The 24,731-nt window shown below is 62.2% G+C and carries 33 protein-coding genes; 7 read left to right on the top strand and 26 right to left on the bottom strand.

Annotated features, from left to right (window positions below):
• Window positions 1-144: 144 nt before the first annotated feature.
• From clpX to Q7T36_RS03385, 10 genes are read right to left on the bottom strand one after another with little or no spacing between them, the layout of a single operon-like run.
• Window positions 145-1,476: an ATP-dependent Clp protease ATP-binding subunit ClpX gene (gene clpX, locus Q7T36_RS03430; protein WP_304844044.1), complete on the bottom strand. Its 1,332-nt coding sequence runs from the start codon at window positions 1,474-1,476 to the stop codon at window positions 145-147.
• Window positions 1,477-1,512: 36 nt separating this feature from the next.
• Window positions 1,513-2,421 (bottom strand): nitrogen fixation protein NifM, encoded by a 909-nt coding sequence (gene nifM, locus Q7T36_RS03425; RefSeq protein WP_304844042.1) that lies wholly within the window; start codon window positions 2,419-2,421, stop codon window positions 1,513-1,515.
• The gene (locus tag Q7T36_RS03420) at window positions 2,399-2,869 is read right to left on the bottom strand and encodes a nitrogen fixation protein NifZ (RefSeq protein WP_304844040.1); all 471 of its coding nucleotides are present in this window, start codon (window positions 2,867-2,869) and stop codon (window positions 2,399-2,401) included. Before Q7T36_RS03420 ends, nifM begins: the two co-directional genes overlap by 23 nt.
• Before the next feature lie 6 nt (window positions 2,870-2,875).
• Window positions 2,876-3,217 carry a nitrogenase-stabilizing/protective protein NifW gene (gene nifW / locus Q7T36_RS03415; protein WP_304844037.1) on the bottom strand — a complete coding sequence of 114 codons (342 nt, stop codon included), beginning with the start codon at window positions 3,215-3,217 and terminating at the stop codon, window positions 2,876-2,878.
• Window positions 3,218-3,219: 2 nt separating this feature from the next.
• Window positions 3,220-3,756, bottom strand: coding sequence for a hypothetical protein (locus Q7T36_RS03410; RefSeq protein WP_304844035.1), 537 nt, complete (start codon window positions 3,754-3,756; stop codon window positions 3,220-3,222).
• 19 nt (window positions 3,757-3,775) lie between these two features.
• Window positions 3,776-4,531 (bottom strand): serine O-acetyltransferase, encoded by a 756-nt coding sequence (gene cysE / locus Q7T36_RS03405; RefSeq protein ID WP_304844032.1) that lies wholly within the window; start codon window positions 4,529-4,531, stop codon window positions 3,776-3,778.
• Window positions 4,532-4,552: 21 nt separating this feature from the next.
• Window positions 4,553-5,731: a homocitrate synthase gene (gene nifV, locus Q7T36_RS03400; protein ID WP_304844030.1), complete on the bottom strand. Its 1,179-nt coding sequence runs from the start codon at window positions 5,729-5,731 to the stop codon at window positions 4,553-4,555.
• 13 nt (window positions 5,732-5,744) lie between these two features.
• Entirely contained in the window at window positions 5,745-6,974 is a 1,230-nt protein-coding gene (nifS, locus tag Q7T36_RS03395) for a cysteine desulfurase NifS (RefSeq protein WP_304844027.1), read from the bottom strand.
• 1 nt (window position 6,975) lies between these two features.
• Window positions 6,976-7,917: a Fe-S cluster assembly protein NifU gene (gene nifU / locus Q7T36_RS03390; RefSeq protein ID WP_304844025.1), complete on the bottom strand. Its 942-nt coding sequence runs from the start codon at window positions 7,915-7,917 to the stop codon at window positions 6,976-6,978.
• Window positions 7,918-7,954: 37 nt separating this feature from the next.
• On the bottom strand, window positions 7,955-8,278 hold the full coding sequence (locus Q7T36_RS03385) for an iron-sulfur cluster assembly accessory protein (RefSeq protein WP_304844022.1): 324 nt from the start codon (window positions 8,276-8,278) through the stop codon (window positions 7,955-7,957).
• A gap of 322 nt (window positions 8,279-8,600) precedes the next feature.
• On the opposite strand from Q7T36_RS03385, the gene Q7T36_RS03380 reads away from it, so the two are divergent.
• The 6 genes from Q7T36_RS03380 to modC all read left to right on the top strand — a co-directional run bounded on the left by Q7T36_RS03380 (window position 8,601) and on the right by modC (window position 13,399).
• The gene (locus Q7T36_RS03380; protein ID WP_304844020.1) at window positions 8,601-9,788 is read left to right on the top strand and encodes an MFS transporter; all 1,188 of its coding nucleotides are present in this window, start codon (window positions 8,601-8,603) and stop codon (window positions 9,786-9,788) included.
• Window positions 9,769-9,972, top strand: a complete 204-nt coding sequence (locus tag Q7T36_RS03375) for a hypothetical protein (RefSeq protein ID WP_304844018.1) — start codon at window positions 9,769-9,771, stop codon at window positions 9,970-9,972. Before Q7T36_RS03380 ends, Q7T36_RS03375 begins: the two co-directional genes overlap by 20 nt.
• A gap of 102 nt (window positions 9,973-10,074) precedes the next feature.
• Window positions 10,075-10,875, top strand: a complete 801-nt coding sequence (locus tag Q7T36_RS03370) for a TOBE domain-containing protein (protein WP_304844016.1) — start codon at window positions 10,075-10,077, stop codon at window positions 10,873-10,875.
• 12 nt (window positions 10,876-10,887) lie between these two features.
• On the top strand, window positions 10,888-11,649 hold the full coding sequence (gene modA, locus Q7T36_RS03365) for a molybdate ABC transporter substrate-binding protein (RefSeq protein WP_304844014.1): 762 nt from the start codon (window positions 10,888-10,890) through the stop codon (window positions 11,647-11,649).
• 3 nt (window positions 11,650-11,652) lie between these two features.
• The gene (gene modB, locus Q7T36_RS03360) at window positions 11,653-12,327 is read left to right on the top strand and encodes a molybdate ABC transporter permease subunit (RefSeq protein WP_304844012.1); all 675 of its coding nucleotides are present in this window, start codon (window positions 11,653-11,655) and stop codon (window positions 12,325-12,327) included.
• Window positions 12,320-13,399: a molybdenum ABC transporter ATP-binding protein gene (gene modC, locus Q7T36_RS03355; RefSeq protein ID WP_304844010.1), complete on the top strand. Its 1,080-nt coding sequence runs from the start codon at window positions 12,320-12,322 to the stop codon at window positions 13,397-13,399. Before modB ends, modC begins: the two co-directional genes overlap by 8 nt.
• Window positions 13,400-13,507: 108 nt before the next feature.
• Here the strand turns inward: modC and Q7T36_RS03350 are convergent, their stop codons facing one another.
• Genes Q7T36_RS03350 through nifE form a run of 11 tightly spaced genes read right to left on the bottom strand, consistent with a single transcriptional unit; the run spans window position 13,508 to window position 20,020 of the window.
• Window positions 13,508-13,771 (bottom strand): zinc ribbon domain-containing protein, encoded by a 264-nt coding sequence (locus Q7T36_RS03350; RefSeq protein WP_304844008.1) that lies wholly within the window; start codon window positions 13,769-13,771, stop codon window positions 13,508-13,510.
• 42 nt (window positions 13,772-13,813) lie between these two features.
• Window positions 13,814-14,161: an iron chaperone gene (locus Q7T36_RS03345; protein ID WP_304844005.1), complete on the bottom strand. Its 348-nt coding sequence runs from the start codon at window positions 14,159-14,161 to the stop codon at window positions 13,814-13,816.
• 37 nt (window positions 14,162-14,198) lie between these two features.
• Entirely contained in the window at window positions 14,199-14,948 is a 750-nt protein-coding gene (locus Q7T36_RS03340; protein ID WP_304844003.1) for a DUF364 domain-containing protein, read from the bottom strand.
• Window positions 14,948-15,325: a hypothetical protein gene (locus Q7T36_RS03335; protein WP_304844000.1), complete on the bottom strand. Its 378-nt coding sequence runs from the start codon at window positions 15,323-15,325 to the stop codon at window positions 14,948-14,950. Before Q7T36_RS03335 ends, Q7T36_RS03340 begins: the two co-directional genes overlap by 1 nt.
• A 5-nt stretch (window positions 15,326-15,330) precedes the next feature.
• Complete coding sequence (locus tag Q7T36_RS03330; RefSeq protein ID WP_304843998.1) at window positions 15,331-15,657, bottom strand: (2Fe-2S) ferredoxin domain-containing protein; 327 nt, start codon at window positions 15,655-15,657, stop codon at window positions 15,331-15,333.
• Window positions 15,658-15,672: 15 nt separating this feature from the next.
• The gene (gene fdxB / locus Q7T36_RS03325) at window positions 15,673-15,975 is read right to left on the bottom strand and encodes a ferredoxin III, nif-specific (protein ID WP_304843996.1); all 303 of its coding nucleotides are present in this window, start codon (window positions 15,973-15,975) and stop codon (window positions 15,673-15,675) included.
• Between the two features lie 4 nt (window positions 15,976-15,979).
• Window positions 15,980-16,186 (bottom strand): CCE_0567 family metalloprotein, encoded by a 207-nt coding sequence (locus tag Q7T36_RS03320; RefSeq protein ID WP_304843994.1) that lies wholly within the window; start codon window positions 16,184-16,186, stop codon window positions 15,980-15,982.
• 13 nt (window positions 16,187-16,199) lie between these two features.
• On the bottom strand, window positions 16,200-16,691 hold the full coding sequence (locus Q7T36_RS03315; RefSeq protein WP_304843992.1) for a NifX-associated nitrogen fixation protein: 492 nt from the start codon (window positions 16,689-16,691) through the stop codon (window positions 16,200-16,202).
• Window positions 16,692-16,722: 31 nt separating this feature from the next.
• Window positions 16,723-17,199 carry a NifB/NifX family molybdenum-iron cluster-binding protein gene (locus Q7T36_RS03310; RefSeq protein WP_304843989.1) on the bottom strand — a complete coding sequence of 159 codons (477 nt, stop codon included), beginning with the start codon at window positions 17,197-17,199 and terminating at the stop codon, window positions 16,723-16,725.
• Window positions 17,200-17,201: 2 nt separating this feature from the next.
• Window positions 17,202-18,587: a nitrogenase iron-molybdenum cofactor biosynthesis protein NifN gene (gene nifN / locus Q7T36_RS03305; RefSeq protein ID WP_304843987.1), complete on the bottom strand. Its 1,386-nt coding sequence runs from the start codon at window positions 18,585-18,587 to the stop codon at window positions 17,202-17,204.
• Window positions 18,588-18,589: 2 nt separating this feature from the next.
• Window positions 18,590-20,020, bottom strand: a complete 1,431-nt coding sequence (gene nifE, locus Q7T36_RS03300; protein WP_304843985.1) for a nitrogenase iron-molybdenum cofactor biosynthesis protein NifE — start codon at window positions 20,018-20,020, stop codon at window positions 18,590-18,592.
• Window positions 20,021-20,428: 408 nt separating this feature from the next.
• On the opposite strand from nifE, the gene Q7T36_RS03295 reads away from it, so the two are divergent.
• Window positions 20,429-20,920, top strand: a complete 492-nt coding sequence (locus Q7T36_RS03295; RefSeq protein WP_304843983.1) for a transposase — start codon at window positions 20,429-20,431, stop codon at window positions 20,918-20,920.
• A gap of 139 nt (window positions 20,921-21,059) precedes the next feature.
• Here the strand turns inward: Q7T36_RS03295 and Q7T36_RS03290 are convergent, their stop codons facing one another.
• The 5 genes from Q7T36_RS03290 to nifK form a co-directional block, all read right to left on the bottom strand.
• Window positions 21,060-21,800 (bottom strand): 4Fe4S-binding leucine-rich repeat protein, encoded by a 741-nt coding sequence (locus Q7T36_RS03290; RefSeq protein WP_304843981.1) that lies wholly within the window; start codon window positions 21,798-21,800, stop codon window positions 21,060-21,062.
• Window positions 21,801-21,842: 42 nt separating this feature from the next.
• Window positions 21,843-22,127 (bottom strand): DUF6129 family protein, encoded by a 285-nt coding sequence (locus Q7T36_RS03285; protein ID WP_304843979.1) that lies wholly within the window; start codon window positions 22,125-22,127, stop codon window positions 21,843-21,845.
• On the bottom strand, window positions 22,124-22,831 hold the full coding sequence (locus Q7T36_RS03280) for a dinitrogenase iron-molybdenum cofactor N-terminal domain-containing protein (RefSeq protein ID WP_304843977.1): 708 nt from the start codon (window positions 22,829-22,831) through the stop codon (window positions 22,124-22,126). Before Q7T36_RS03280 ends, Q7T36_RS03285 begins: the two co-directional genes overlap by 4 nt.
• A 20-nt stretch (window positions 22,832-22,851) precedes the next feature.
• On the bottom strand, window positions 22,852-23,076 hold the full coding sequence (gene nifT / locus Q7T36_RS03275; RefSeq protein ID WP_304843973.1) for a putative nitrogen fixation protein NifT: 225 nt from the start codon (window positions 23,074-23,076) through the stop codon (window positions 22,852-22,854).
• A 76-nt stretch (window positions 23,077-23,152) separates the two neighbouring features.
• Window positions 23,153-24,724, bottom strand: coding sequence for a nitrogenase molybdenum-iron protein subunit beta (nifK, locus tag Q7T36_RS03270; protein WP_304843972.1), 1,572 nt, complete (start codon window positions 24,722-24,724; stop codon window positions 23,153-23,155).
• Window positions 24,725-24,731: the final 7 nt, after the last annotated feature.

Genomic DNA, 24,731 nt, shown 5'->3' with positions numbered 1-24,731 from the left:
ATACGGTTATATATATTTGTTTTTATTGGATTTAATTTCAGTAAATGGGGAGGCGCTGCTGATTTTGTCGCAAAGCCGACACAATGCTGACGGCCTGGGGAAGGGGCGGTTTGTCGGGTTGGCGACAAACCGCCGGGCAGTTTGCTAGAAGGAAGCCTGACGGGCGGGTGCGGCCGGAAAGTTTTCCAGAGCGGCTGGGTCCAAGGATGCAGGGGCCTCAATCGGCGTACTGACCACAACCAGGGCGGACTCCCCGTTTTCCGCCGCCGGGGCATCCAGCACATAACGGGCCAGACCCGGCGTTGAAGGCAGGGTGAACATGGTCTGGTGCAACGCGGCTTCTAGTACGGCCCGCAGGCCGCGCGCCCCGGTGTGGCGGGCCAGCGCCTGAGTGGCGATGAAATCGACGGCGGCGGCGGTCACGTCCAATTCCACGCCTTGCAATTCGAATATCTTCTGGTACTGCTTCACCAACGCATTGCGCGGTTCGGTAAGGATGCGCACCAGCGTGGCATGGTCCAGTTCCTTCAGGAAAGTAATGATGGGAAACCGGCCGATAAACTCCGGAATCAGCCCGAAGTCCTGCAAGTCATCCGGCAGCAGGGCAGCCATCAGCGTGTTGACTGACAGCGCTTCCGTCAGCGCTGCGGGTGGCTTCAGGAAGCCCATGCCGCCCTGCGGCGGCCGCACCCGGCTGCCGACCAGTTCCTCCAATCCCGGAAAAGCGCCACCTACAATGAACAGGATGTTGCTGGTGTCCACGGTCAATTCCTCACCGCCTTCGCGGCGTCGGCCGGATTTCGGGAGACGCAATTCCGTGCCTTCCACCAGTTTCAGCAAGGCTTGCTGCACGCCTTCCCCGGAAATATCACGTACGGCCGCTGACCCGCCGCCGCGCTTGGCCAGCTTGTCCACTTCGTCGATGTAGACAATACCCCAGTGAGCCTGCTGCACATCGCCGCCAGCGGCTTCCAGCAGGCGGACGATGATGCTGTCGACATCGTCACCGACATATCCGGCCTGGGTGAGGGCGGTGGCGTCGGCGGCGGCGAATGGAACACCCAGGATCAGCGCCAGGCTGCGCACCAGCAAGGTCTTGCCGGTTCCGGACGGGCCGACCAGCAGGATGTTGGCCTTTTCCAGTTCCACGGATTCCTGCAACGGGGAAAACGGCTGCTTTTCCCGGCTTTGCAGGCGCAGATAATGATTGAACACCGCGACCGCCAGCGTCTCCTTCGCCGCATCCTGACCCACCACGTAGGCATCCAGATGCTGCTTGATGGCGACAGGAGTGCGCAGTTCGGGCGTTGCCGACCGGCTCTTGCGGCGGTGCCCCCAACTGTTCACCACCTGATGCGCCAGGTTGACGCAGGCTTCGCAGATGCGGCCTTCATTACCGGCAATCAGCGGCACCTGCGGGCTTTTTTCCACGCCGCAGAAAGAGCAGTGCAGGGAAGTGCTTGTCGTATCGGCCATGAATCAGGCTCCCGAGGGTGGGTTTGCAAGGTGGGCTTAGGGGTTGAGCAGGCTGTGCAGCCAGCGTTTCCGGGCGCGCCGCCGCTGGCGTTCGTCAAGCTGTTCCAGCAAGCGCGGCAAGACCTCTTCTATGGCGGCGGTATGCGACGGCTGGATGCTGTCGCACAGCAACACATGGAATCCCAGGCTGGATTCAATCACCTCGCTGACTTCCCCGGGGCGAAGGCGGAACAAGCAGCTGTCCAGCTCCGGAAACAGCATGCCGCGTGACACCGTGCCCAACAGCCCGCCCTGCAACGAGGTCGGGCATTCCGAGTGTTTCAGCGCCTGCTCGGCGAAACGTTCCGGTTTGCGCCGCAGGCGGCGGGCGATGGCCGAGATGCGGGCCAGCGCTTGCTCACGGGTGTTTTCCGGGAAATCGTTGTTGATCGTGATCAGGATGTGGCGGGCGGCCCGGCGCTCCGGCAGTTTGAACTCGTCGAGATGCAGGTAGTAGAACAGGCGGGCATCGGTATCACTGACGGCGGGCAGTGCGGCGCAGACCCGGTCCAGCACGCATTCAACACGCAGTTGCCGCGCCAGGGCGGCCTCGATATCCGTCTCATCCAGTCCGTGGCGCTGCATCTCAGCCTGAAGGGCCTCCTGGTCCAGTTGACCTTCCGCATCCCTGAAACGCTCTTGCAGTTGCGCCAGCGCCTGCTGAATAACGGCTGGCGGCACAATTACTCCGGACGCTTCCGGACTGCTGAGCACCGCGTCTTCGATCAGCATCTGCCGCAGGGCAATCTGCCGGACCTCATGCTGTTGTTCCGGGCTGAGTGCGTCCGGCGTGCATTTGAAGCGTTCCGAGGCGATGCTGAGCCGGTGGTAGGCCAGCAGGCTGTCCTCCAATTGTTCCGCGCTCCGCTCATCGGCGGCAGGATTATCCGGCATGTGCCTGTTCATGATTTGCGGTCTCCGGGGAGGCGAGGGCGGTTTCAGGAACCTGCAAAATCCGTCCGTTGCCGAAATGGATGTGGTACTGCACACCGCCGGGCCAGTCGCGCAGCACTTTTTCCACGGTGCCTGTGCCGCCTTTTTCCACGATGACTTCACCCCGGATGGCCAGCGCCTTGCGCACAACGACCGGCTCGCGGAACTCGAAGAGATTGGGAATCCAGGGCTCCGAGGCGGCAATCAGCTCATCCTCGCGGCAGCCGACGGTGCGCCCCGCGTCCAGGAAGTGCACGCGGTAGATCAGCTGGTCCTGCAGGTAGCTGCCGACGTCATAGACACAGCCCACCGACCCGCGCCGCACCAGCAGTTCCCCGACCGCCGTGCCGGGATAGGTGCCGTCATTACGCACATTGCGGATCAAGCGGACGGCCTCGCCATACTCGAATTGTGGCAACATGAAGGGCTACTCCAGCAAGTCGATGGAGACGAACGTCTTTTGCGGCCCCTGACGCTGGAAAACCTTGAACACTTTTTCGTCCAGCGCCGTCGAGTTCACGAAGTCCTGATAGGCGTGCGCCAGCAAGCGCTTGTAAACCTCGAAGCGGGCCTCGTCACCGGCTTCGGGCATCTCCGCCTGGGTCAGGTAATTGTGGTAGCGCTGCATGATGTGCAGGCGGTTGACATGAACCACAGGCTGGTCAAACGGGATGCCGAAGAAATTCAGGAAGTCCTCGGCGGACACCAGCTCTTCCATCGCCTCATCCAGCGACAGGCCCGATAGTATTTGCAACAGGTTGGCAGTCATGGTCACCCCCTCAGTTTTCTGGCGGCGATCGGAAATGGCACGATCTCCGCCTGGTTGTCCGCCAGCACATCCAGCAGGACCCTAGCACCCAGGCGATCGGCCTCATCGAGTGATGCGACCTTGGTCAGCATGTGCTTGCCTTCTTCAAACCGCGCCAGCCGCAAATTGATGTATCCCGCCGCTTTCAGCGCCAGCAGGTAGAACCGCACCAGGCTCAGAGAACACAGGATCCCCCGTTCCAGCGCGTGTTGCCCCACTTCCGTCCAATGGCCGGGGAACTCGATACGCGGCGCAATCAAGGTCATCAGCCGTTGCGCCACAGTCAGCGCGTCCTCGTAACGGTGCTGGTAAAAGTAGAAACGGTACAGACCGACCAGCACGGACAAGCTTTCCGGCGCCAGCAGCAGAGCCTCCAGCAAGGGAGCTTCCGCCTGACCGCCGGCATAGGCTTCGGAAGCTTTAGCCATCAACCGGGTGACTTCGATCATCACCGGCTCGTCGAAATACAGCGCCTCACTTCGAAAATCCTGCAGATCCATGATTCACTCCGTACACGTATCAGGCGGTTTGCAACATGACGGCGCCCCCGGCGCAGTCGCTTTCGCACAGGTTGTTGTCAATGTCGCAGGCCTGATAACGTCGAAACTGCGTTCCTGCCGCGATCAGCCGTTGCGTTTCCATCTGTTTTTCCAGGGTGTCGATGCGGTCCAGCAGGCAGGCGATGGCCTTGCCGACCGGGTCGGGAATCAGGTGGTGGTCGAGGTCGATACCGAAGGAATGCACGCGGTCCGGCTGACGCATCTGAACCACGCGTCCGGGAATGCCCACCACTGTACAAGTGCTTGGGACATCGGTGACGACTACCGAATTGGCTCCGACACGCACTTGGTTGCCAAGCCGGATCGGCCCCAGAATCTTGGCCCCGGCCCCAACCAGCACACCGTCACCCAGTGTCGGGTGGCGCTTGCCGTGGGTCCAGGACGTGCCGCCCAGGGTGACGCCGTGATAGAGCGTGACGTCATTGCCGATTTCCGCCGTTTCACCAATCACCACGCCCGCGCCATGATCAATGAACAGCCGCGCGCCGATGGTGGCGCCGGGGTGGATATCGACATTGCTGAGCCAGCGCCCGACAAAAGCCAGTGAGCGAGCGCCGTAATGCCAGCGCCGCCGCCACAGCCGGTGACTGACCCGGTGCAGCATCACCGCATGCACGCCCGGATAGGTGGTCAGCACCTCCAGCCGGTTGCGGGCGGCAGGGTCGCGGGCAAACACGCATTCCACATCATCCCGCCATTCGGTCAGCAGCGACATGGCCCATCCCCCTTAACGGTTTCAGGCGAAACCAACCACGCGCGCCGGGCGTTCGGCCATCAGCGTGCGGTAGAAACTTTCCAGCTCGGCGCTTTCCGGACTGCGTTTGGCGGTCATCGAGAAGTGCCGTATCTGACCGAGCAGAGCCTGCGCCTGCCAGTCCTCCAGATCGATGCCCAGATCGTGATAGCTGCTGCGGACCATATGCGTGCCGGAATGCTTGCCCAGCACCATGCGGTGGCTGCGGCCCAGTTCGTCGGGGTTGAGGCCTTCGTAGTTGCGGCGGTCCTTCAGCAGGCCGTCGACATGCACCCCGGCTTCGTGGGTGAAGACCCCGGCGCCGACCACGCTCTTCTGCCAGGACACCGAACGCCCGGAGGCCTTCTCCACCAGCGCCGACAGCGCGGGCAGGGCATGGGTGTCGATGCCGGTATCGATGTCGTACAGGCGCTTCAGGCCCAGCACGCATTCTTCCAGCGGTGCATTGCCCGCGCGTTCGCCAAGGCCGTTGACCGTGGTGTTGATGTGGGTGGCGCCAGCGATCACCGCGACCAGCGAATTGGCGGTGGCCAGGCCGAAATCGTCATGGGCGTGCATTTCCAACTCCATATCCAGCCGTTGGCCGAGGAAGCGGATGCGCTGCATGATGGCGAAGGGTTCCATGATGCCGACGGTGTCAGCGAAACGGACCCGGCGCGCCCCGGCCCGATGCGCAGCCTCGGCTATCTGGATGATGAAGTTGATGTCGGCGCGGGAGGCGTCTTCACAACCCAGGCACACGTCCAGTCCCTGATCCCGCGCGCGAGTGACAAGCCGGGTGACTTCGGCCAGCGCCCAATTGCGGTCGCGTCCCAGCTTGCCGCGCAATTGGCGGTCGGATACCGGCACCGACAGGTCCACCATACCGACGCCGCTGTCCAGCGCGGCGGCGAGGTCGGTGTCGCACAGCCGGCACCAAGCCAGCAAACGGGAGGGCAGTTTCAGGGCGGCGATGGCGCGCATGCCTTCGCGTTCTTCAGGGCCCATGGCCGGGATGCCGATTTCCAGTTCCGGCACGCCGCAGGCCGACAATGCCCGGGCGATGGCGATTTTCTCTTCCGGCCGAAACGCCACACCCGCGCTCTGTTCGCCGTCGCGCAGGGTGGTGTCGTCGATGATGACCGTGTCCGGCGCACCGGATGCCACATACTCGTCAAACATGATGCAACCCTCCTCAGGCATAGACCGGGGCAAAGGCCAGGGAACTTTCTTCCGCCGGGCCGTTATCGCTCCAGTACGGGGACAGCTTGCGCAGTTGCGCGACGATCGGCGGCACGGCGCGGATGACCTGCTCGATTTCTTCCGCTGTGTTGTAGCGGGACAGCGAGAAGCGGACGGTGCCATGCGCGGCGGTGTAGGGAATGCCCATGGCGCGCATGACGTGCGACGGTTCCAGCGAACCGGAGGTGCAGGCGGAACCGCTGGACGCGGCGATGCCCGCCTTGTTCAGCAGCAGCAGGATGGCTTCGCCCTCAATGTATTCGAAGGCGATGTTGCAGGTGTTTGGCAGGCGGTTGTCGGTATCGCCGGTGACGAAGGCGCTGGGCACGGTGGCGAGAATGCCGCGTTCCAGCCGGTCGCGCAGTTCCCGGACTTCCGTGTTTTCAAAGGCCAAGTGCTGCATCGCCAGCTCGGCGGCCTTGCCCAAGGCGATGATTGAAGCGGTGTTCTCGGTCCCGGCGCGGCGGCCGCGTTCCTGCTGGCCGCCGCGCAGCAGCGGACGGAAACGGGTGCCCCGGCGCAGGTAAAGTACGCCGATGCCCTTGGGCGCATGCAGCTTGTGACCCGAAAGCGACAGCATGTGAATGGAGGTGTTTTTCAGGTCGATGGGCAGCTTGCCGACGGCCTGCACGGCATCGGTGTGGAACATCACCCCGTAGTCCTCGGCCAGCTTCGCCATTTCTTCCACCGGAAACAGCGTGCCGGTTTCGTTGTTGGCCCACATCACGCTGACAATGGCGACGTTGTCGGACAGCAGCGCCTCATAGGCCTGGAGGTCGAGGCGGCCGCGCTTGTCCACCGGCAGCTTGTGCACGGTGTAACCTTCCATTGCCAGCTGGTCGCACAGGGTCAGCACCGCCGGGTGTTCAACAGTGGTGGTGATGATTTCCTTGCGCTCCGGCTGCGCCTTCAGCGCGGAAAGAATGGCGGTGGAATCGGATTCGGTGCCACAGGAAGTGAAGATGATTTCCGATTCGTGCTCCGCGCCCAGCAGCACCTGGATGCTCTGGCGCGCTTTTTTTAAAGCCTGGCCGACGCGATTGCCGAAGCTGTGCATGGATGAGGGATTGCCGAACTGTTCGGTGAAGTAGGGCAACATGGCCGCCACCACCTCCGGATCGACCATCGTCGTGGCGTTGTTGTCGAGGTAGATATCCCCGTGATGCAGCGTCTGGTTCGTCATCTCACACCCCCACGGCATGGGCGGTCGCGTTGGCGCTGACCGGAATCACTTTCACAAATTCTCCAAGCTCTTCGATCAGCTTCTGCTGGATGCCGCTGAGAGTCATGCCCGCCATCTGGCAGCCGGTGCAATTGCCGATCAACTTGACGTAGACGTTCTTGCCGTCCACTTCCACCAGTTCAACATCGCCGTGATCCATTTTCAGGTTGGGGCGGATGGATTCCAGCACCATCTCGACTCGGCGGATGCGTTGCAGGTTGGTCATCTTCTCCGGCACGGCCACGGCAGCCACCGGCAGCGCTTCCGGCGCGGGTTTCTTCACCGCCACCTTCTTGACTTTCGGCTTGATCGGCGCGGCCACGAACACCTCACCGCGTTCAGCCAGCATCTCGGTCAGGATCTGCTCGATCTTCTCGTGGCAGGACGAACAGCCGCCGCCTGCCTTGGTGTAGTTGGTGACGTCTTCGACGGTGCTGAGGTTGTTGGCTAGCACGGTATCGCGCACCATCACCTCGTCCACCGCGAAGCACTTGCAGACCATCGCACCTTCCTCGTGGTCGTCTTCCAGAGCCTCCCCCCGGTAATCCGCCACGGCCGCGCGCAGGGCTTCACGGCCCATCACGGAACAGTGCATCTTTTCCGGCGGCAGGCCGTCGAGATAATCGGCGATGTCCTGGTTACTGATCTTCAGGGCTTCATCGACGGTCATGCCTTTGACCATTTCCGTCAGCGCGGAGGATGAGGCGATTGCCGATCCGCAGCCGAAGGTCTGGAAACCGGCATCCTCGATGACATCCGTTTTCGGGTCCACGCGCAGCGACAGGCGAAGCGCATCGCCGCAACTGAGGGAGCCGACATCGCCCACCGCGTTCGCGTTCGGCACGGCACCGGCGTTACGCGGGTTGTAGAAGTACTCTTTCACCTTTTCGGAATAGTCCCACATGATTCTGGCCCCCCAAGGCTGGATTCAATAACGCCGATCAACAGGAAAAGGACTTGCCGCAACCGCAGCTCTTGCTGGCGTTGGGGTTTTCGAAGGTGAAACCGCTGCCTTCCATGGTCTCGACGAAATCGACGGTGACGCCTTCCAGCATTGGTGCGCTGGCTTCATCAATCAGCACGGTGACGCCGCCGATGTGGACCTGCTGGTCGTGTTCGGCCAGCGAATCCTCCAGCTTCAGTCCGTATTTGTAGCCGGAGCAGCCGCCGCCCTCGACCCGGATGCGCAGCCCGGCGACCGGCTTGTCGGCGCCGCGGATGAAACGGTTCACAGCCTGTACCGCATTGTTGGTCAGCGTGATCATGATGTGCTCCTCGTGCTGGTCGGGGCGGGGTGAAACGGATTCATCCCGGGATACAGTGAAAAGAGCAAGAGGTGTGCCACGGCATGTTTTGTGAAAATATCCTTTTATTTCATGTGATTGATTCGATGCCTTCCTGTCGTGAAGCCGACTGCGGCATCGGCAATCGACGCGGTGTTGTCAGGTTTGCGACAGGAAACCCGACAACGTGGTGCAGGGAAATTCCGGATAGCTGCAGCACGGAAGCTAATGGTATGTTATTTGTAAGGTTATTCAGGCTGGTACCCCGTCCTTCATGATGCGGGGGCCATTCAGGCGGGAAAAAATGGTTCTACATGCTTTCCGGGCGCTGGGCGAACGCCGTTACCGACGCTATTTCACGGGTCAGGCGGTTTCACTGGCGGGAAACTGGGTGCAGCAGGTCACGGTGGCCTGGGTGGTTTACCGCATGACCGGATCGGCCCTGATGCTGGGCATGGTGGCCTTTGTCAGCCAGGCGCCATACCTGCTGCTAGCGCTGACCGGCGGTGTGCTGGCTGACCGCTTCGACCGCCGCCGCCTGCTGCTGCAGATGCAGTGGCTGCAGGGTCTGGTGGCGGCTGTGCTGGCGGTGTTGGCCATGAGCGATGCCTTGACCCTGAGCTGGTTGCTGGGGGCATCCGCTGTTCTTGGTATCACCGCTGCCGTAGAGATGCCGGTGCGGCAGGCCTTCCTGTCCGAGGTGCTGCCCGACAGGGCGCTGTGGCCCAATGCCATCGCCCTGAACTCCCTGACCCTGAACGGCGCGCGGATGGTTGGGCCGCTGCTGGCCGGCCTGATGTTGAGGCTGATTGGCGAGTCGGCCTGTTTTGCTTTCAACGCGCTGTCTTTTCTGGCGGCAATCATCTCCTTGTCGCTGATCCGGACCTCGGACGGCGTAACCGAACGCCGGCGGTCAACCCTGTCTGAAACCCTGAATTGGTTATCACGGACACCCTCGGCCAGCTGGTTACTGGCCACCGTGGCTGTCACCAGCCTGTGCCTGTCGCCGTTCATGACCTTCATGCCGGTCTATGCCCGCGATGTCTTCACGGGCGGTCCGGATACGCTGGGCATGCTGATGGGGGCATCAGGGCTGGGGTCACTGGTTGCCATTGTTTTTCTGGCGTGGCAGCACGACACCGGCAATTTGCGGTACCTGATCCGTTCTGCCGCCCTGATTTTTGGCGCAACCTCACTGCTGTTTGCCGGTAACACGGTCTTTATCCCGGCCTTGCTGCTGCTGTTCCTCTGTGGCGCGTCGATCATCGCCATTGTCACTTCCTGCAATATCCTGCTGCAAAGCCACCTGCCCGACGAACTGCGCGGCCGGGTGATGTCGCTGTATGTGATGGCCTATCTCGGCATGATGCCTGTAGGCAGCCTGGTGACCGGCAGTCTGGCGCACTGGGGCGGTGTACCGATGACTTTCCGGGTTTCCGGTGTCGCGGCGCTGGTGCTGGGCGGGTTGCTGTATGGCCGCAAGCCGTTCTGAGGTAGTGCCCTGTTTTTTAATCCCGCCGTTGTCGCGTTATGTACAAAGTTATATAACGCCCCTGCCGATTGTGGCAAAATCGACAAAACCTGAAGGCGGTTTCCGTATGGAACAGGATGAAACCGGTACTAAGCTCGGTTTCAAGCCAATGTATCCAAAAGGTTTTTTGTTGATGGCCAACTAGTCGCGTCCGACCCGCAGGCTTGGTACAAGCCTTGCTGAACACCCGGTACGACTCCGGATGTATCCCCGGCGGCCCTGAATCCGTCTTGATGAGGACACCCCGATGACCGACACCCCGCTCGAAATTGACGGCCAGCTGTGGTTCAACCGCGACGGCCAGGGCTTCATCAGCGGCAAGCGTATTGCGCTGCTGGAACAGATTGACCGTACAGGATCGATTTCCAAGGCGGCCAAGGAAGTGCAGCTCAGCTATAAGGCGGCCTGGGACGCAGTCAATGCGATGAACAACCTGTCCGGAAAGCCGCTGGTGATTTGCGCGACCGGCGGGCAGGGCGGCGGCGGTACGCAACTGACGCCCCTGGGAAGGCAGCTGGTGCACACCTGGCGTCGCATGCAGTCGGAATACGAGCGCTTTCTGGCCAAAGTGGCTGAAGGCATCGACAACTTTGACGACATCAACCAGCTGCTGAGGGCCATCGCCATGAAAACCAGTGCACGCAACCAGTTACGCGGAACCGTTACCCAGGTCACCAAAGGCGCCGTCAACGGCGATGTCATCCTGGATCTGGGCGACGGCCTGCAGATCTTCGCCAACATCACCAACGACTCCATCGACGAGCTGCAACTGGCGCCCGGCAAGACAGCGGTCGCCATCATCAAGGCCAGTTTCGTGCTGTTGTCGCCGGACCCCGATATCCGCATCAGCGCCCGCAACCGGCTGACCGGCACCGTGGTGAAACTGACCCCCGGCGCAGTCAACAGCGAACTGAAACTGGAACTGCCGGGCGGCAAGATGATTACCGCCGTCGTCACCCGCGAGAGCGTGGAAGAGTTTTCCTTTGCGCCGGGCCAGCGCTGCACCGCGCTGATCAAGGCCTCGCACGTGATTATTGCGGTGGATTGAAGGAGTCCTGTCATGAGCCTGTCCCTGACCCGTTTCGCCTTATTTACCGCGCTGACCACCGTCGGAATGAGCCCGTCGGCCATGGCTGACGACATCCCGGTCGCCGTGGCCGCCAACTTCTCCGCGCCGATGCAGGCCATCGCCGCCGCCTTTGAAAAGGACAGCGGCCACAAGCTGCTGTTGTCCTTCGGCGCCACCGGCAAGTTCTACGCCCAGATCCGGAACGGCGCGCCCTTTGAAGTGTTCCTGTCCGCGGACAACGAAACACCGGCCAAGCTGGAAAAGGAAAAAATGGCCGTACCCGGCACCCGTTTCACCTACGCGATCGGAAAGCTGGTGCTGTGGTCCGCCGACAACGCCACCCTCGACGCCAAAGGCGAGGTGCTGAAGAAGGGAGCGTTCTCCCATCTGGCCATCGCCAATCCCGCCACGGCCCCCTATGGCGCGGCGGCGGTGCAGGCATTGACCGGACTGGGGCTGCTGGACATGGTGCGTCCCAAATTCGTTCAGGGTGACAGCATCACCCAGGCCTACCAGTTTGTGGCCACCGGCAATGCCGAACTGGGTTTTTTGGCGCTGTCGCAGGTCAGCAAGGACGGCAAGCTGATCAGCGGCTCGGTGTGGCCGGTACCGACCTCGCTGTACGACCCGTTGCGGCAGGACGCCGTGCTGCTGACAACCGGACAGGACAAACCCGCCGCGAAAGCCCTGCTGAAATACCTGCAGGGCGACAAGGCCAGGGCAATCATCCGTTCCTACGGCTATGAGCTCTGAACCTTGAATGCCGAAGACCTGGCGGCCGTCTGGCTGACCCTGAAGCTGGCGACCGTGGTGACGCTGATCCTGATGTTGCTGGGCACGCCGCTGGCCTGGTGGCTGGCGCGCACCCGCTCGCGCCTGAAGGGCGTGGTAGGGGCGGTGGTGGCCTTGCCGCTGGTGCTGCCGCCCACCGTACTGGGTTTCTACCTGCTGCTGATGATGGGACCGCATGGTGCGGTGGGGCAACTGACCCAATCGCTGGGCCTCGGCCTGCTGCCGTTCACCTTCACCGGGCTGGTCATCGCCTCGGTGCTGTATTCCATGCCCTTTGTGGTGCAACCCCTGCAGAACGCCTTTGAAGCCGTGGGCGAGCCCCTGCTGGAAGCCGCCGCCAGCCTGCGCGCCGGCGCGTGGGACACCTTCCGCCATGTGGTGATGCCGCTGTCCCGTTCCGGCTTCATCACGGCCGCCATCCTCGGATTTGCCCACACGGTGGGGGAGTTCGGCGTAGTGCTGATGATCGGCGGCAATATCCCCGGTCAGACGCGGGTGGTATCCGTGCAGATTTATGATCACGTAGAAGCCATGAACTATACCGGCGCGCATTGGCTGTCCGGCGGACTGATGGTGTTCAGCTTTGTGGTGCTGCTGGTGCTGTACTCCCTGCGCGCACCAGGAGGCCGTCGTGTCTGAAGATCGTATCCACGCCCGGTTTCACGTGCAATTTTCAGCCGGTTTTGATCTGGATGTGGGGCTGGATTTGCCCGGACACGGGGTGACGGTGCTGTTCGGCCGTTCCGGATGCGGCAAGACCACCGTGCTGCGTTGTCTGGCCGGATTGCATCGCGCCGAAGGTGAACTCCGGTTCGGGTCCGAAATCTGGCAGGACGCCCGCACCTTCATCCCCACGCACCAGCGGCCATTGGCTTATGTCTTTCAGGAACCCCGGCTGTTTCCGCATCTGGATGTGCAGGAAAACCTACTGTTCGGCTACCGGCGCATCCCGGAAACCGGACGACTGGTACAGCCGGAAGACGCCATCCGGCTGTTGGGGCTGGAAAGCTTGCTGACACACCGGCCTTCGCAACTGTCCGGCGGCCAGCAACAGCGTGTCGCCATTGCCCGCGCCTTGTTGACCAGCCCGCGCCTGTTGCTGATGGACGAACCGCTGGCCAGCCTGGACCTGGACAGCAAGGCGGAAATCCTGCCGTATCTGGAACGCCTGCGTCAGACGATGCAACTGCCGATTGTCTATGTCACCCATGCCCCGGAAGAAATGACTCGGCTGGCGGACCATCTGGTGCTGCTGGAAGCCGGAAAGGTGCGGGCGGCGGGGCCGCTGAACGAATTACTGACCCGTCCGGAACTGCCGCTCGCGCATCTGAATGAGGCCGGGGCCGTCATGGAGGCAACGGTGGTGTCGCATGACACCCATTACCGACTGAGCCAGGTTTCGGTGCCGGGTGGTCTGCTGACGGTGGCGCTGTGCGACCAGCCGCCCGGCCGTGTGACGCGGGTGCGGATTCTGGCGCGGGACGTGAGTATCGCCCTGCAGCCGGTGCGGGACAGCAGTATCCAGAATTGCCTGCAGGCGAGGGTCGTGGATATCAGCGCCGACCGGGACGAGTCGCAGGTGCTGGTGCGGCTGGATCTTGGCGGTGTCTGCATGCTGTCGCGGGTGACGCGGCGGTCGGCGGACCGGCTGGGGCTGGTCGAAGGCATGCTGGTATTTGCGGTGGTGAAGGCGGTGGCGTTGATGCGGTGAGGGCTAGCGAATCCCCCGAACCCTCGCCGCCAGCCCCGGCACCGCCAGCATGAACCCCATCCCGAAAGCCATCAGCCGACTTTCCATCAAATCCCGCTCAATGGGGCGTTAATGCTTCCGCCAGCGTTTCAACCGCGGCAGGCCGAGGGCAAAGAACTTGCCGATGAACCGTGGAACACCCTTTTCCTGCAGTTTGTCCACCACCAGCGCCTTCATCTCTTCCAATGTCATGTCGGGGTTAACCAGCGCCCCGTTGACGTAGCAGTAGCTGCAATATTCGCGACTCAACGAGCCGTCGGCGTTGGTGCCGCCGCCTTTAGGGTCGGCTGTCAGTGGCATACCGCAACTTTGACATTTCGGACTGCTGGTCATGGCGATCTCCGAGTGTGAGGGCTTATCAATTTATTATAACGCCTACCTTGCTTCATATTCCCGGTACAGCGCTTCCGCCACCCGGCCAATCAGGTCTACAGGCAATGGCTGGTTCAGCGGAAAAGACAGATTGCCTTTTGGCCCCCGCCAGGGCGCGAGTTCCGCAATCAATTCCACATCCTGTGTCAGTGGCGGATAGATGCCGATGTGCTTTTTGAAGGCGGCGAAATAGAAAAAGATCCGTTTCCCACGGAAAGCGGGCATGTTGTAGCCGATGCATCGGCTTGCACTGGGAAGCCGCCTTTCGACGAGCGTTTGAATGGCTTCGAGCCGGGCGCGCGATTCTGGCGGGACGGTGGCAATATAGGCGTCGTGGGATTCGTAGGGCATGTTTGCTTCACCGGGTGATCACGCATGTTGACTGATATTAGAGCGCCGCTACCCGATACTCCACACCCTCCCCGAAAATCCGCGTCCCGCCGCCTTCCGCCACGGTCTGCCACAGCACAGACGACGAACCGACGCCGACCCCGGCCAGATAATCCACCCCTAACTGACGCCACCCCGGCAGCCACGGCAGGCTGGGCCCCATCAGCACCACGCACGCGTTCTGCGACCATTCCAGCAACCGGGGCAAGGTGCCGTTGGCCAGACTGCTCGCCGTGATGAACACCCAGTCCGCCGCCGCCAGCACCTCCGGTGCGGCGCTTTCCGGCAAATCCCCGGCTTGCGGCCGCCGTTCCAGACATTGATAGGGCAGGTCGGCCCACAGCCGGTCCAGCCCCGGATAGCGTCCGACGACCACGACCTTCCGGCCGCGCACCTGCTCGCTGAAGTGCTCGAACACCCGCAAATGCGGATCGGCAGCGCAGGTCAGCACGGTGGCCTGCGCCAGCAGCGGCGATCCCGGATTCAGGGCTGCATTGATTACCGCCAGCCCCACGGCCGCGTCGGCCGCCGACTTATGGCGCAACCAGGATGCCAGTTCCGTTACCGGCCGTCCGGCCAGCGTGCCGGGCCAGGGCAGGGTGCGAGGGGAGTCCAACGGACTGAAGGCCAGCCCGGTTCCGCCATTGACGTCCGCCAGAGTCCATTGCAGGCCCAGCAACACTCGCGATACCGTGCCCGTGGCCAGTTCCGATTGCGATAACAGCCAGTCGTAGAGGTCAGCGGCCATCAAGGAACGCCCGGCATCGGAAGCAACCGAAGTTCGGCTTTCAGTTGCCCCAACGGCCCCCAGGCGGTGACAGCTTCAATAAACCGGCCCGGCAGCGCGGGATGGCGGATGAGGACATCGTGCTCAGCATAGATCAGCCCGTCCGGATACAGCAGCACATGCCCGCAGGGAAAATCCTGTGCATTACGCCACTCCAGATAACGGGCCTCACTACCGTCAAACACATCGCGCCGGATTTCCCGGCGGGCAACGTCCGAGTCGGGCAGTACCCGGGTGGCCCCGACCCTTTGCAGTACCAGGCTGAAAGCCCTTTCTATCCGGGACAGCAGCTCGGCTTCGTCGGGAAAAGCATCAATGACGGTCTGGCTCCGGTTCATGGCGCTCACCACAACTCGGCGGGTGTCAGCTTGTCAGCCCAAGGCGTTCCACCCAGGATGTGCTGCTCGATGATCTTTGCGGCATCCGCCGCTTCGATCCAGCTGTACATCACTGCACCGGGATAGACCAGCACATTGGCCCCGGCCTGGCACGGCCCAAGGCAGCCGGTGGAAGTGAGAGCGATGCGGTTTTGCAGGTTGCGCTGGATCAGCGCTTCGGCGAAAGCGGTGTACAAGGCTTCGCTGTTGCGCGCCCCGGCGCAACTACTGCGCGGGTGTCCGTCCGCACGGCGCTGGGTGCAGATGAAGATATGCTGTTCCGGTCTGGGCATAGCGGGGTTCTCCGGTCAGCCCGGCAGGGCTTCGTGAGTGTGGCACTGCTTGGGGCAGACGCGGGAGCAGGACATGCAGCCGATGCAGTCCATGGCGTCCTTCAGGGTCATGACTTTCATTTCGTCATCATCGTCATAAAAGTCGTCGTCATCGTCCGCCGCCAGCACTTCGCCGCGATCCACCAGCTCAAAGACATCGCGCGGGCAGACCTTGTAGCAGCGGCCGCAACCGATGCACTTTTTCGCATCCAGCGCCGTCACGAACTCGGGGGTCCACGTTGCGCCGCCCCGGGTGCGGCCAATAATCGTGTCGCTCATGGGGTCAACCTCCGGCCTGTTCCAGATTGACCTTGGCCGCCTGCCAGGCTTCGCAGGCTTCCACGGTTTGCCGCGCCAGTTCCGGCAGTTCGGCGTAGGCCGACCACAGGCGGTCTTCCACCAGATCGTGCACTTTCGAGGCGCAGTCGGTGGCGATGCGCTTGCGGGTGCTGACCTCCTTTTGCAGCGCTTTCAGTTCCTCGGGGCTCATGACCTGTCCTCCCTCAGAGTTCGGCAACCGTGCGGTTTTCGTCCACCAGCAGCTTGGCCTTGGCCAGCAGCTTCTCGGCGTCCTCGGTCATCTTTTCCAGGCTGTCGAAGCCGAAGCGGTGGACATCGCGCAGGGTCTTGTCCAGCGCCACCAGTTTGCCGACCAGGATCAGCGCGCGGCCGAAGCCTTCGTGGGTGATGTTGATCACCGGCACCGCCAGCAGACCGGTCTGCTTTTCCAGCGTCTGCGCCAGCGCGTTGTAATAGGCTTTTACCCGCGACAAGGTGGTTTCGTCGGGATCGCCGACCACCGGGATTGCCTTGCGCCGTTCCTTGGTCAGCACCAGCGGGTCCAGCACGCGGGCGTCCTTCCAGGTGTCATAAGCGCCATAACCGTCCATGGCGCGCAGCTGCACCACCATTTGCTTGACGAAGGGCAATTGCAGCGCCGGATCGTCTTCCGCGACGACTTCAGGGGCGGTCTGTTCCAGGGTAAACATGTTCATCAGGGTTTCCTCTGCCTGTGTGTGGGAAAAATCAGTCCTGCCAGCCTTCGGCTTCCATCGCGTCGAAGCGGGAGTCGGTCTGGCTCTGTTGCCGCGCAATGGCCTTGGCCAGCCAGCTGGAGGGGCCTGCGCGCAGTTCGGCCTGCAAGGCCTCGATCAGCTCCGGGATCGCGGCGTTTTCCGGCACCTTCACCGGCTGGATGCCCATGGCCGTCAACTGGCGCACGGCGGACGCGCCGCAGGCCCGGCAATAGACGGCAATACAGCCGTCAAGCATCGCAATCTTGCTGACCAGCTTGTCCTCGTTGCCGTCCTGGCTGAGATCGCCGAACTCGGTGATGGTGAACAGCTGCGCCCGCTCGGGATTGACGCCGTAAATGGCGAAGGAGCGCGCCGAGCCGAAGTGCTGGTCCACGTGCTGTCGGTCCGAAGTGGCGAAGGCGACATTGAGGAAGGTGCCGTCGTTCTCGTCATCCAGCACCTGCAGTTTCCGGGTGGGAGCGGTCATGGTCAGTGCCTCCGGGAGGGCCGGGCGGCATCCGCCGCATCGGTCTTTTGCGCGTAGACGGAGTGATAGGGGGCAATGCCGGAGTGATGCCCGACAATGAGGTTGGCCAGATCGAACAGCGCCTGCTGCGTGCCGCGATAGCCGAACCACTGGCGCTGGAAACCGCCCAGCAGGTCGTATTGCGGAAACCCGGCGCGCAACAGCGGGATGTCCAGCCGCTGCGCCGTTTCCACCGCATGGCTGTTGCAGATCAGCACCTGCGCCCGGCCCCGGCGCGCGGCCTGTTCCAGATCCTCCAGATCGCCGATCTGCACCGTGTCCGGGCCGTCCAGCACCAGCGCCGTGGAACGGGCGGGCACCACGGCGGCCGCGGTATGCGCGCCCATGTTGCGCAACAGTTTGTCGAAGCCCAGCACCAGATCCGGGTCGCCACCCAGGGCGATGCGGGCGTCGCCCAGCATGAAATGGGTGTCGAGCATGGCGTCCTGCAATTGCCGGCGGTGACGCTGCCAGCGCCCCGGCACCGGCTGCCCGCTGAGACGGCTCAGCGTCATCAGCCAGTCATCCACCGCATCCAGCCCCATCAGGTGTCCAAAACGGAAGTCCGGCACGCCGGTCTTGCGGCGCAGCACATCGGCGGCCTCATTCATGCTGGCGCCGATCACCAGCGTCGCCAGACTGTCATTGACCGTGGCGAGGTCGGCCAGCGTCAGGCCGCCGGTAGTCAGCGCATTGAAGGGGGCATCATCCAGATGACCGTCCAGCGATCCGGACAGGTCCGGCACCAGCAGCGCCCGCAGGCCGAAGCTCTCGATGCTCTCGCTGACAAACTCCAGATCACCCGGCGTCAGGTTGGCCCCGCACAGCACATTCACCTGTTTCGGCCGCAAACCGCTGCGGCCGGTGTCATCGCGCACCAGCGAGTCCAGCATGCCTTTCACCGCCAGCGCATAACCGCTTTCAAAACTGCCGGTGTAATCCGGGGTGTTTACCGCCACCACGGCATGGCCTGCATACTCGGGATACTCGGCGCGGAAATCCTTCACCGCCCGCTGGATGTCACAGCCCTGCGTTTCCGCCAGACCGGTGGTGACCAGGCCGATCACGGCCGGTTGCTGTTTCTCGCAAATCACACGCAAAGCCTCGATGATGTTGTCGTCCGCGCCCATGATGGAGCCCACCTGATCCATGGCCGTGGTCTGCAAGGGCACCGGCTCGCGGAAATGACGCACGAAGAAGACCTTGGCGAAGGCGGTGCAGCCCTGTGAACCGTGCATCAGCGGCATGCTGCGGTGCAGGCCGAGAAAGGCGAGGGCGGCGCCTACCGTCGAACTGACCTTGAGCGGACTGACGGCGAGGGCTTTCTTGCGGCTGATCAGTTCGGCCATGGTCAGGCTCCGGCAACAGAGGGAACGGGGGCGGTGAGGGGCGTGCCCACCGCATGCGGACTGCTCCATGGCGCGGGACGGCGCACCGCCTTCCACACCGGGCTTTCCAGGGTCAGGCACAGTTGCCGCACCAGCTCCAGCATGCCGTCATATCCGGCATAACCGAACTCGCGCTCCTGGTTGATGTCGAGGAAGGGAATGCGCGCCTTCAGCGCCGTGTACATATTGCGGCCCCCGGCGATGAGGATATCGGCACGGTAGTCCTCCACCGTCTTCAGCAGGATGCGCGGGTTGCCTTCATCCAGCATCTTCACGTCATCACCCATCAGCTCGCGGATGCGCGCCTTGTCTTCCTCGGTGGATTTCTTGGTGCCGGTGGCCACCACCTTCATGCCCAGATCCTGCAGGGCGGATATCACAGACCATGACTTGACGCCGCCGGTGTAGAGCAGCACCCGCTTGCCTTCCAACCGCGCCCGCCACGGTTCCAGCATTGCGCGGATGCGGCTTTCCTCGCGTTCGATCAGCGCTTCGGTGCGGGCGGTGAGGTCGTCATCGCCGATCAGCCGGGCGAAATCACGCAGGGATTGCGAGGTGTCGCTGATGCCGTAGAAGCTGCCTTCAAACCAGGGCGTGCCGAATGTATCCTGCAGCTTGCGGGCGACGTTGATCATGGCCTTGGAGCAGACCATCATGTTGACCTTGGCGCGGTGCATGGTCTGCACTTCGCGGAAACGGGCGTCGCCGGAGAGGGTGCACAGTACGCGCAGGCCCAGTTCGTCCAACAGCGGCAGCACATGCCAGAACTCCCCGGCAATGTTGTATTCCCCCACCAGGTTGACGTCGTGGACAGTGATGCCGTCGCGGCGGGCGGCGGCGGGCAGCGGGTCGGGCTCGCGGGTGCCGACCACGTATTTGACCATCGCTTCCCCGGCAATGCGGTTGCCCAGGTTCTTGGTGCCATAGAAACCGGCGGCGTCCACCGGCACCACGGGCGTGCCCCAGCGTTCGGTGGCGGCCTTGCAGACGGCGTCGATGTCGTCGCCGATGAGGGCGGGGACGCAGGTGTTGTAGACGAAGACGGCGGGGGGGGCGTGGGTGTCGATGGCTTGTTTGATGGCGTGGAACAGGCGTTTTTCCGCCCGGCCCATGATGACGTCCTGTTCGGTGAGGTCGGTGGTCATGCCGATGCGGTAGAGGGTGGCGCCGCTGCTGCGGGTGCCGCGGTTGTCCCAGGAGCTGCCGGCACAGGCGATGGGCCCGTGAACGAGGTGGGCGACGTCGGCGATGGGCAGCAGGGCGATCTGGGCGCCGTCGAAGGAGCAGCCGCCGTCGGTGGCGCCTGGTTTGGCTTTGGCGCAGCCGGATTTTTCTTTGTGGTTGTGGCTGCAGGCCGGTTCGTTGAGCAGTTCGGCGATGTCTTTGGCTTTCATGCGCACCTCGGGTTGGCGGTGGGCCGGGGGTTGAGGGGGGAGTTGCAAGGGGAGTGCCAGAGGGGTAGGTGTTGAATTTTATGGGGAAATTGGGGGGAGGGTTTGTCGGGGGGTGGGGGGATTGTCGGGTTTGTGACAGGGGCCGAGTCGATGCGACAATCGTGGATGTAGGATGGGTTGAGGCACGAAACCCATCAACCACCCCAAAAAGAATAAAGAATTATATATAACTTCCCAAAATAAATATTGGATATGCGGGTTTTCAATTGAATATCGTGTTTGGTCGAGATGATGGGTTTCGTGCCTCAACCCATCCTACGGTATTAATAATCGGTAATTTAAATAATAACCGGAATTGAATAAAATTAAATCTTGCGATAACATATCGCCCGGCAAAAGGAGTTGCTCATGACCAATTATCGTCGGGACCGCACCATCGGTGGAACCTGGTTCTTCACCGTCAATCTGGCCAACCGGAAATCCGACCTGCTGGTCAGGCACATCGATCTGTTGCGCGAATCCTTCCGCCATGTGCGACAAAAACATCCGTTCACCATCGATGCCATCGCCGTGATGCCGGAGCATCTGCATTGCATCTGGACCTTGCCGGACGACGATCATGACTTTTCCCGGCGGTGGCGGCTCATCAAGACGCGATTTTCACATCAGCTGCCTTATCAGGACGATGAGCTTTTTACCCAAAGCCGGGAATCAAAGGCTGAAAGGGGAATTTGGCAACGCCGTTTCTGGGAACACCGGATTCGGGATGAGGCGGATTTCAAGGCCCATGTTGATTATATCCATTTCAATCCGGTGAAACACGGTTGGGTAATATCCGAGGCGGATTGGCCATATTCATCATTACACCGGAATTATAATAAATCCCGTAGGATGGGTTGAGGCACGAAACCCATCATCTCGACCAAACACGAATCCCATTTTCTAAAATATAATTTGCGCATTAAAAATTAAAATAACTCTTTATTCTTTTGAAGTCGGTTGATGGGTTTCGTGCCTCAACCCATCCTACATTCGGGAATCACTCAACTTTCAACCTCTCCCCAATCGCCGCCAACACCTCAGGATCACTCTCCCCAGCCAGCGCCTTCAACGCCGCAACCGGCGCATTCCCCACCGCCGCCAACCGCACCGTCCAATCCCCATCCGACAAAAACTCCACCACATCCTCACCCTGCAACCGCGACGCCACCAACCGCCGCACCTCCGGCTCCGGATCACCCGCCATCAACCCCAGACTCTCCGCCGGCAAACGCTGCGCCACCAGCTTCCGCACATGCCGGTCCTCATCCCGCATAAACCGGAACAATCGGCCCGCCGGCAAACGCTGCACCACATACGCCCGCACCAGATAATCCGAATCCTTCGCCATCGCCTCCAGCTGCTCCAGCGGCAAACGGTCCGCCACCGTAATCCGCACCTCCCGATCCTCATCCGCCATCAGCAAACCCAACTGCTCGCGGGGCAGGCGATACGCCACAGCCCGCCGCACCGCCTCGTCGCTGTCATGAATCATCGGCTCCAGCCGCTCCACCGGCGCATAGCGCACCGCAATCGCCCGGCGCTCCCAGAAGGCATCGCGCAGATACAAGGCCGCGAACTGCGGATTCGCCCGGAAAAAACGGTCAATCTGCCGCCCGCTGTTCACCGCCACGCAGGCATCGCCGGGATGGCAACGCCCGCTCAGCAGCAGCTCGGTGCGAAAACGGCAGAAACGGCAATCGCCCAAGGGCGTCTGGTCCGCATCGCGCTGATTCGACATGCCTCATTCCCCCACAGCGAAGTCTCACGCCCGGCGGCGTGTTCAGTCCGGCAGCACTTCGGCAATCACCATCCCGGAGGCGACGTCGAAGTCGTTGGTGAGCACCGAGCAATGATTGCTGGAATTGACCAGATAGATGTTGAAGCCGTCACCGCCCGCCACCGGCTTGGCGTTTACCGGAATGTCGTCGTCCATGCAGCCGGTGAAATGCACGCCGGGCCAGGTTTGGCGCAGGGTGCTCAGCAGGGTGTCGCCCAAGCCATGGGTGGCCACCAGCTGCAGCACGGCGGGCAGGCAGCTTTCCGACAACGGTTGTGCAGGGTTCATGAGCGGTTCTCCGGTGAGAAGCGTTGACGTTGCGGCGGTTCCGCGCCCATGGCCTTGGCCAGCCAGGGCGGCGCGGCGGTAGCCAGCACCCGTTGCAGTTCGCCCGCCACGGCGCGGGCCGGGGTGGGGCGCTCCAGCTTGATCAGGTGTGCCCCGGCGCGCACCACCTTAGCGGCAGCGGGGCCGCCGATGGACAGCGTGTACAGCAACTGGCAGTCGTGCAGGCAATCGGCGCGCTGTTGCAGGCGTTCCTCGCGGCTGCCGCTGAACTCGGCATTGCGCAGGTCAATCAGCCGGATTTCCTGCGGCGACACCTGATAGATCAGCAGCCGGGTGCAACTGTTGAAACCGGCGTTGATCTGTTCGCCGCTGTCCGAGGTGCAGGCAATGCGCACCGAGTCCGGCATATCGCCGTCGCGGTAGGGCACCACCACCGGTTGCGGCGGCGCGGGCACGCCTCGGCCTTTCAGCAGCGCCACGGCGCGCTGCCAGGCGGCATCCGTGGGTAAGGCGGCAGGCGGTTCCGGAAGGCTTTCCAGGCACTGGCGCAGGCGGTTGCCGCGCAGTTTGCCCAGCCGGTCGGCGGTGAGGGGCTCACCCGCGCAGCGGATCAGCGCCTGCAGCAGTTGCGCCGGTTCAACGCCGTCCAGCGCACGCGCCGCCAGGGCGATGCGCAGGGCGATGGCGGCGGACAGGGGAGCCATGACGGCGGGTCCCGGCCGGGTCAGTCGTCATCGCCGCTGCGTTTGGCGCGCAGGGTGATGGGCAATTTGGGGGGAGCGGACAGCGGGGTGATGTAGTAGCTGGAACCGTCGCCCAGCTTGAACTCGCCGCCCCAGCAGTCCGGGCGGTCGTGCTCAATGGAGATGATGTTGTCTTCCAGGTCTTTCTTGGCGATGTAAAAGGTCAGCTGACCTTGCGGATTGCGGCGGATCATGACGCTGGGCATGGAAAGCCCTCCCGAATAAGCGACCGGACGGAGGCAGACCGAAGTCCGCCTCCGTGAAGGACTGCGAGCGACCGCCTTAGCGGATCAGGTCGTAGTTGTAGTCGGTGGTCTGCATGCCGCGTGTCTCTTCATCCAGACGTTCCAGCACGGCGTTGACCAGCGTGGTCAGGATCTGCATCGCGCCTTCGTAACCCATGGTCGTCTGGCGGTGCAGGTGGTGGCGGTCAAAGATCGGGAAGCCGAGACGGATCAGCGGCACCTCGAACTCCTTGCCCTTGTGCAGCGTGTCGCGCTGGATGAACTTGCCGTAGCTGTTGCCGATCATGAAGTCCGGCTTGTCGGTGAAGACCAGCGACCGCATGTGCCACAGGTCCTTGCCGATGTAGACGGTGCTGTTCTTGCCATAGGGCGAGGATTCCAGCAGCGTGTCCACGGCTTTCTTCCAGCGCTTGTTGCCGTTATGGCTCAGGATGTGCACCGGCTCCGCGCCCAGTTCCAGCAGGAACTTGACCATGCCCAGCACGAAGTCGGGGTCGCCCCACAGTGCAAAGCGCTTGCCGTGCAGCCAGGTGTGCGAGTCGGTCATCATGTCCACCAGGCGGCCGCGTTCCTTGGCCAGGCTGGCCGGGATTTCCTGACCGGTGATTTCGCTGACTTTCATCAGGAACTCGTCGGTCCAGTCCAGGCCCATGGGGATGCTCAGTTTCGGCACCTCATGCTTCCAAGTGTTTTCGATGTACTTCTTTGACTTTTCCAGCTGCCAGGGTTGCAGCAGGATGGTGCTGAAGGCATTGGGTGCGTCGCGCACTTCATCCAGTGTGGTGCCGCCGGAGTACATGCGGAACTCGCCGTCGGCGGGGGTGTCCAGCACTTCTTCCGGATCAGAGAGCAGGGTGTAGCCCACGTCCATTTCCTTCAGCATGCGCTTGATGACGCGGTAGTTGCCCAGATAGGTTTCAAAACCCGGCACGATGTTGATCTTGCTGTTGCTGCCCGGCACCTTGTCGGCCATGTAGTTCAGCGTGAAGTAACGGGCAATGCCTTCAAACATGTTGTCCCAGCCGGTGACGTGGCTGCCGACAAAGCTGGGGGTGTGGGCGAAGGGAACCGGGAACTCCTGCGGCAGCAGGCCGTCCTTCTTGGTGTTGTTGATGAAGGCGTTGAGGTCGTCGCCGATCACTTCCGCCATGCAGGTGGTGGAAACGGCGATCATCTCGGGCTTGTAGACGGCCTGGCAGTTCTGCAGGCCGTCCTTCATGTTCTGCTGTCCGCCGAACACGGCGGCGTCTTCCGTCATCGAGTCGGAGACGCAGGCAATCGGCTCCTTGAAATGACGGTTGAAGTAGGTGCGGAAGTAGGCGACGCAACCCTGGGAACCGTGCACGTAGGGCATGGTCTTTTCAAATCCCAGCGAGCACAGCACTGCGCCCAGCGGCTGGCAGGCCTTGGCCGGGTTGATGGTCAGGGCTTCGCGCTGGAAATTCAGCTCCTGGTATTCCTTGGTGGTGCTCCAGAGGAAGGCTTCGTCAATCTTCTCCTGGCTGTGCTTCTCTTCAAAATCATCACGCTTGCGCGCCAGCATGTCCTTGTATTCCTGGTCGCGGAACAGCGGATAGCTGGGCTTGATGTTGTCGACTTGCTGGCTCATGGCTTTT

Source organism: Fluviicoccus sp., from assembly GCF_030646115.1.
GTDB lineage: Bacteria > Pseudomonadota > Gammaproteobacteria > Pseudomonadales > Moraxellaceae > Fluviicoccus.
The sequence above is the reverse complement of the archived record's forward strand: the minus strand, read 5'-3'. Positions and strand labels throughout refer to the sequence as shown.

Coding starts and splice junctions, on each gene's coding strand:
- clpX (WP_304844044.1), bottom strand. CDS start 1,476: ATGGCCGATACGACAAGCACTTCCCTGCACTGCTCTTTCTGCGGCGTG.
- nifM (WP_304844042.1), bottom strand. CDS start 2,421: ATGAACAGGCACATGCCGGATAATCCTGCCGCCGATGAGCGGAGCGCG.
- Q7T36_RS03420 (WP_304844040.1), bottom strand. CDS start 2,869: ATGTTGCCACAATTCGAGTATGGCGAGGCCGTCCGCTTGATCCGCAAT.
- nifW (WP_304844037.1), bottom strand. CDS start 3,217: ATGACTGCCAACCTGTTGCAAATACTATCGGGCCTGTCGCTGGATGAG.
- Q7T36_RS03410 (WP_304844035.1), bottom strand. CDS start 3,756: ATGGATCTGCAGGATTTTCGAAGTGAGGCGCTGTATTTCGACGAGCCG.
- cysE (WP_304844032.1), bottom strand. CDS start 4,531: ATGTCGCTGCTGACCGAATGGCGGGATGATGTGGAATGCGTGTTTGCC.
- nifV (WP_304844030.1), bottom strand. CDS start 5,731: ATGTTTGACGAGTATGTGGCATCCGGTGCGCCGGACACGGTCATCATC.
- nifS (WP_304844027.1), bottom strand. CDS start 6,974: ATGACGAACCAGACGCTGCATCACGGGGATATCTACCTCGACAACAAC.
- nifU (WP_304844025.1), bottom strand. CDS start 7,917: ATGTGGGACTATTCCGAAAAGGTGAAAGAGTACTTCTACAACCCGCGT.
- Q7T36_RS03385 (WP_304844022.1), bottom strand. CDS start 8,278: ATGATCACGCTGACCAACAATGCGGTACAGGCTGTGAACCGTTTCATC.
- Q7T36_RS03380 (WP_304844020.1), top strand. CDS start 8,601: ATGGTTCTACATGCTTTCCGGGCGCTGGGCGAACGCCGTTACCGACGC.
- Q7T36_RS03375 (WP_304844018.1), top strand. CDS start 9,769: ATGGCCGCAAGCCGTTCTGAGGTAGTGCCCTGTTTTTTAATCCCGCCG.
- Q7T36_RS03370 (WP_304844016.1), top strand. CDS start 10,075: ATGACCGACACCCCGCTCGAAATTGACGGCCAGCTGTGGTTCAACCGC.
- modA (WP_304844014.1), top strand. CDS start 10,888: ATGAGCCTGTCCCTGACCCGTTTCGCCTTATTTACCGCGCTGACCACC.
- Q7T36_RS03350 (WP_304844008.1), bottom strand. CDS start 13,771: ATGACCAGCAGTCCGAAATGTCAAAGTTGCGGTATGCCACTGACAGCC.
- Q7T36_RS03345 (WP_304844005.1), bottom strand. CDS start 14,161: ATGCCCTACGAATCCCACGACGCCTATATTGCCACCGTCCCGCCAGAA.
- Q7T36_RS03340 (WP_304844003.1), bottom strand. CDS start 14,948: ATGGCCGCTGACCTCTACGACTGGCTGTTATCGCAATCGGAACTGGCC.
- Q7T36_RS03335 (WP_304844000.1), bottom strand. CDS start 15,325: ATGAACCGGAGCCAGACCGTCATTGATGCTTTTCCCGACGAAGCCGAG.
- Q7T36_RS03330 (WP_304843998.1), bottom strand. CDS start 15,657: ATGCCCAGACCGGAACAGCATATCTTCATCTGCACCCAGCGCCGTGCG.
- fdxB (WP_304843996.1), bottom strand. CDS start 15,975: ATGAGCGACACGATTATTGGCCGCACCCGGGGCGGCGCAACGTGGACC.
- Q7T36_RS03320 (WP_304843994.1), bottom strand. CDS start 16,186: ATGAGCCCCGAGGAACTGAAAGCGCTGCAAAAGGAGGTCAGCACCCGC.
- Q7T36_RS03315 (WP_304843992.1), bottom strand. CDS start 16,691: ATGAACATGTTTACCCTGGAACAGACCGCCCCTGAAGTCGTCGCGGAA.
- Q7T36_RS03310 (WP_304843989.1), bottom strand. CDS start 17,199: ATGACCGCTCCCACCCGGAAACTGCAGGTGCTGGATGACGAGAACGAC.
- nifN (WP_304843987.1), bottom strand. CDS start 18,587: ATGGCCGAACTGATCAGCCGCAAGAAAGCCCTCGCCGTCAGTCCGCTC.
- nifE (WP_304843985.1), bottom strand. CDS start 20,020: ATGAAAGCCAAAGACATCGCCGAACTGCTCAACGAACCGGCCTGCAGC.
- Q7T36_RS03295 (WP_304843983.1), top strand. CDS start 20,429: ATGACCAATTATCGTCGGGACCGCACCATCGGTGGAACCTGGTTCTTC.
- Q7T36_RS03290 (WP_304843981.1), bottom strand. CDS start 21,800: ATGTCGAATCAGCGCGATGCGGACCAGACGCCCTTGGGCGATTGCCGT.
- Q7T36_RS03285 (WP_304843979.1), bottom strand. CDS start 22,127: ATGAACCCTGCACAACCGTTGTCGGAAAGCTGCCTGCCCGCCGTGCTG.
- Q7T36_RS03280 (WP_304843977.1), bottom strand. CDS start 22,831: ATGGCTCCCCTGTCCGCCGCCATCGCCCTGCGCATCGCCCTGGCGGCG.
- nifT (WP_304843973.1), bottom strand. CDS start 23,076: ATGCCCAGCGTCATGATCCGCCGCAATCCGCAAGGTCAGCTGACCTTT.
- nifK (WP_304843972.1), bottom strand. CDS start 24,724: ATGAGCCAGCAAGTCGACAACATCAAGCCCAGCTATCCGCTGTTCCGC.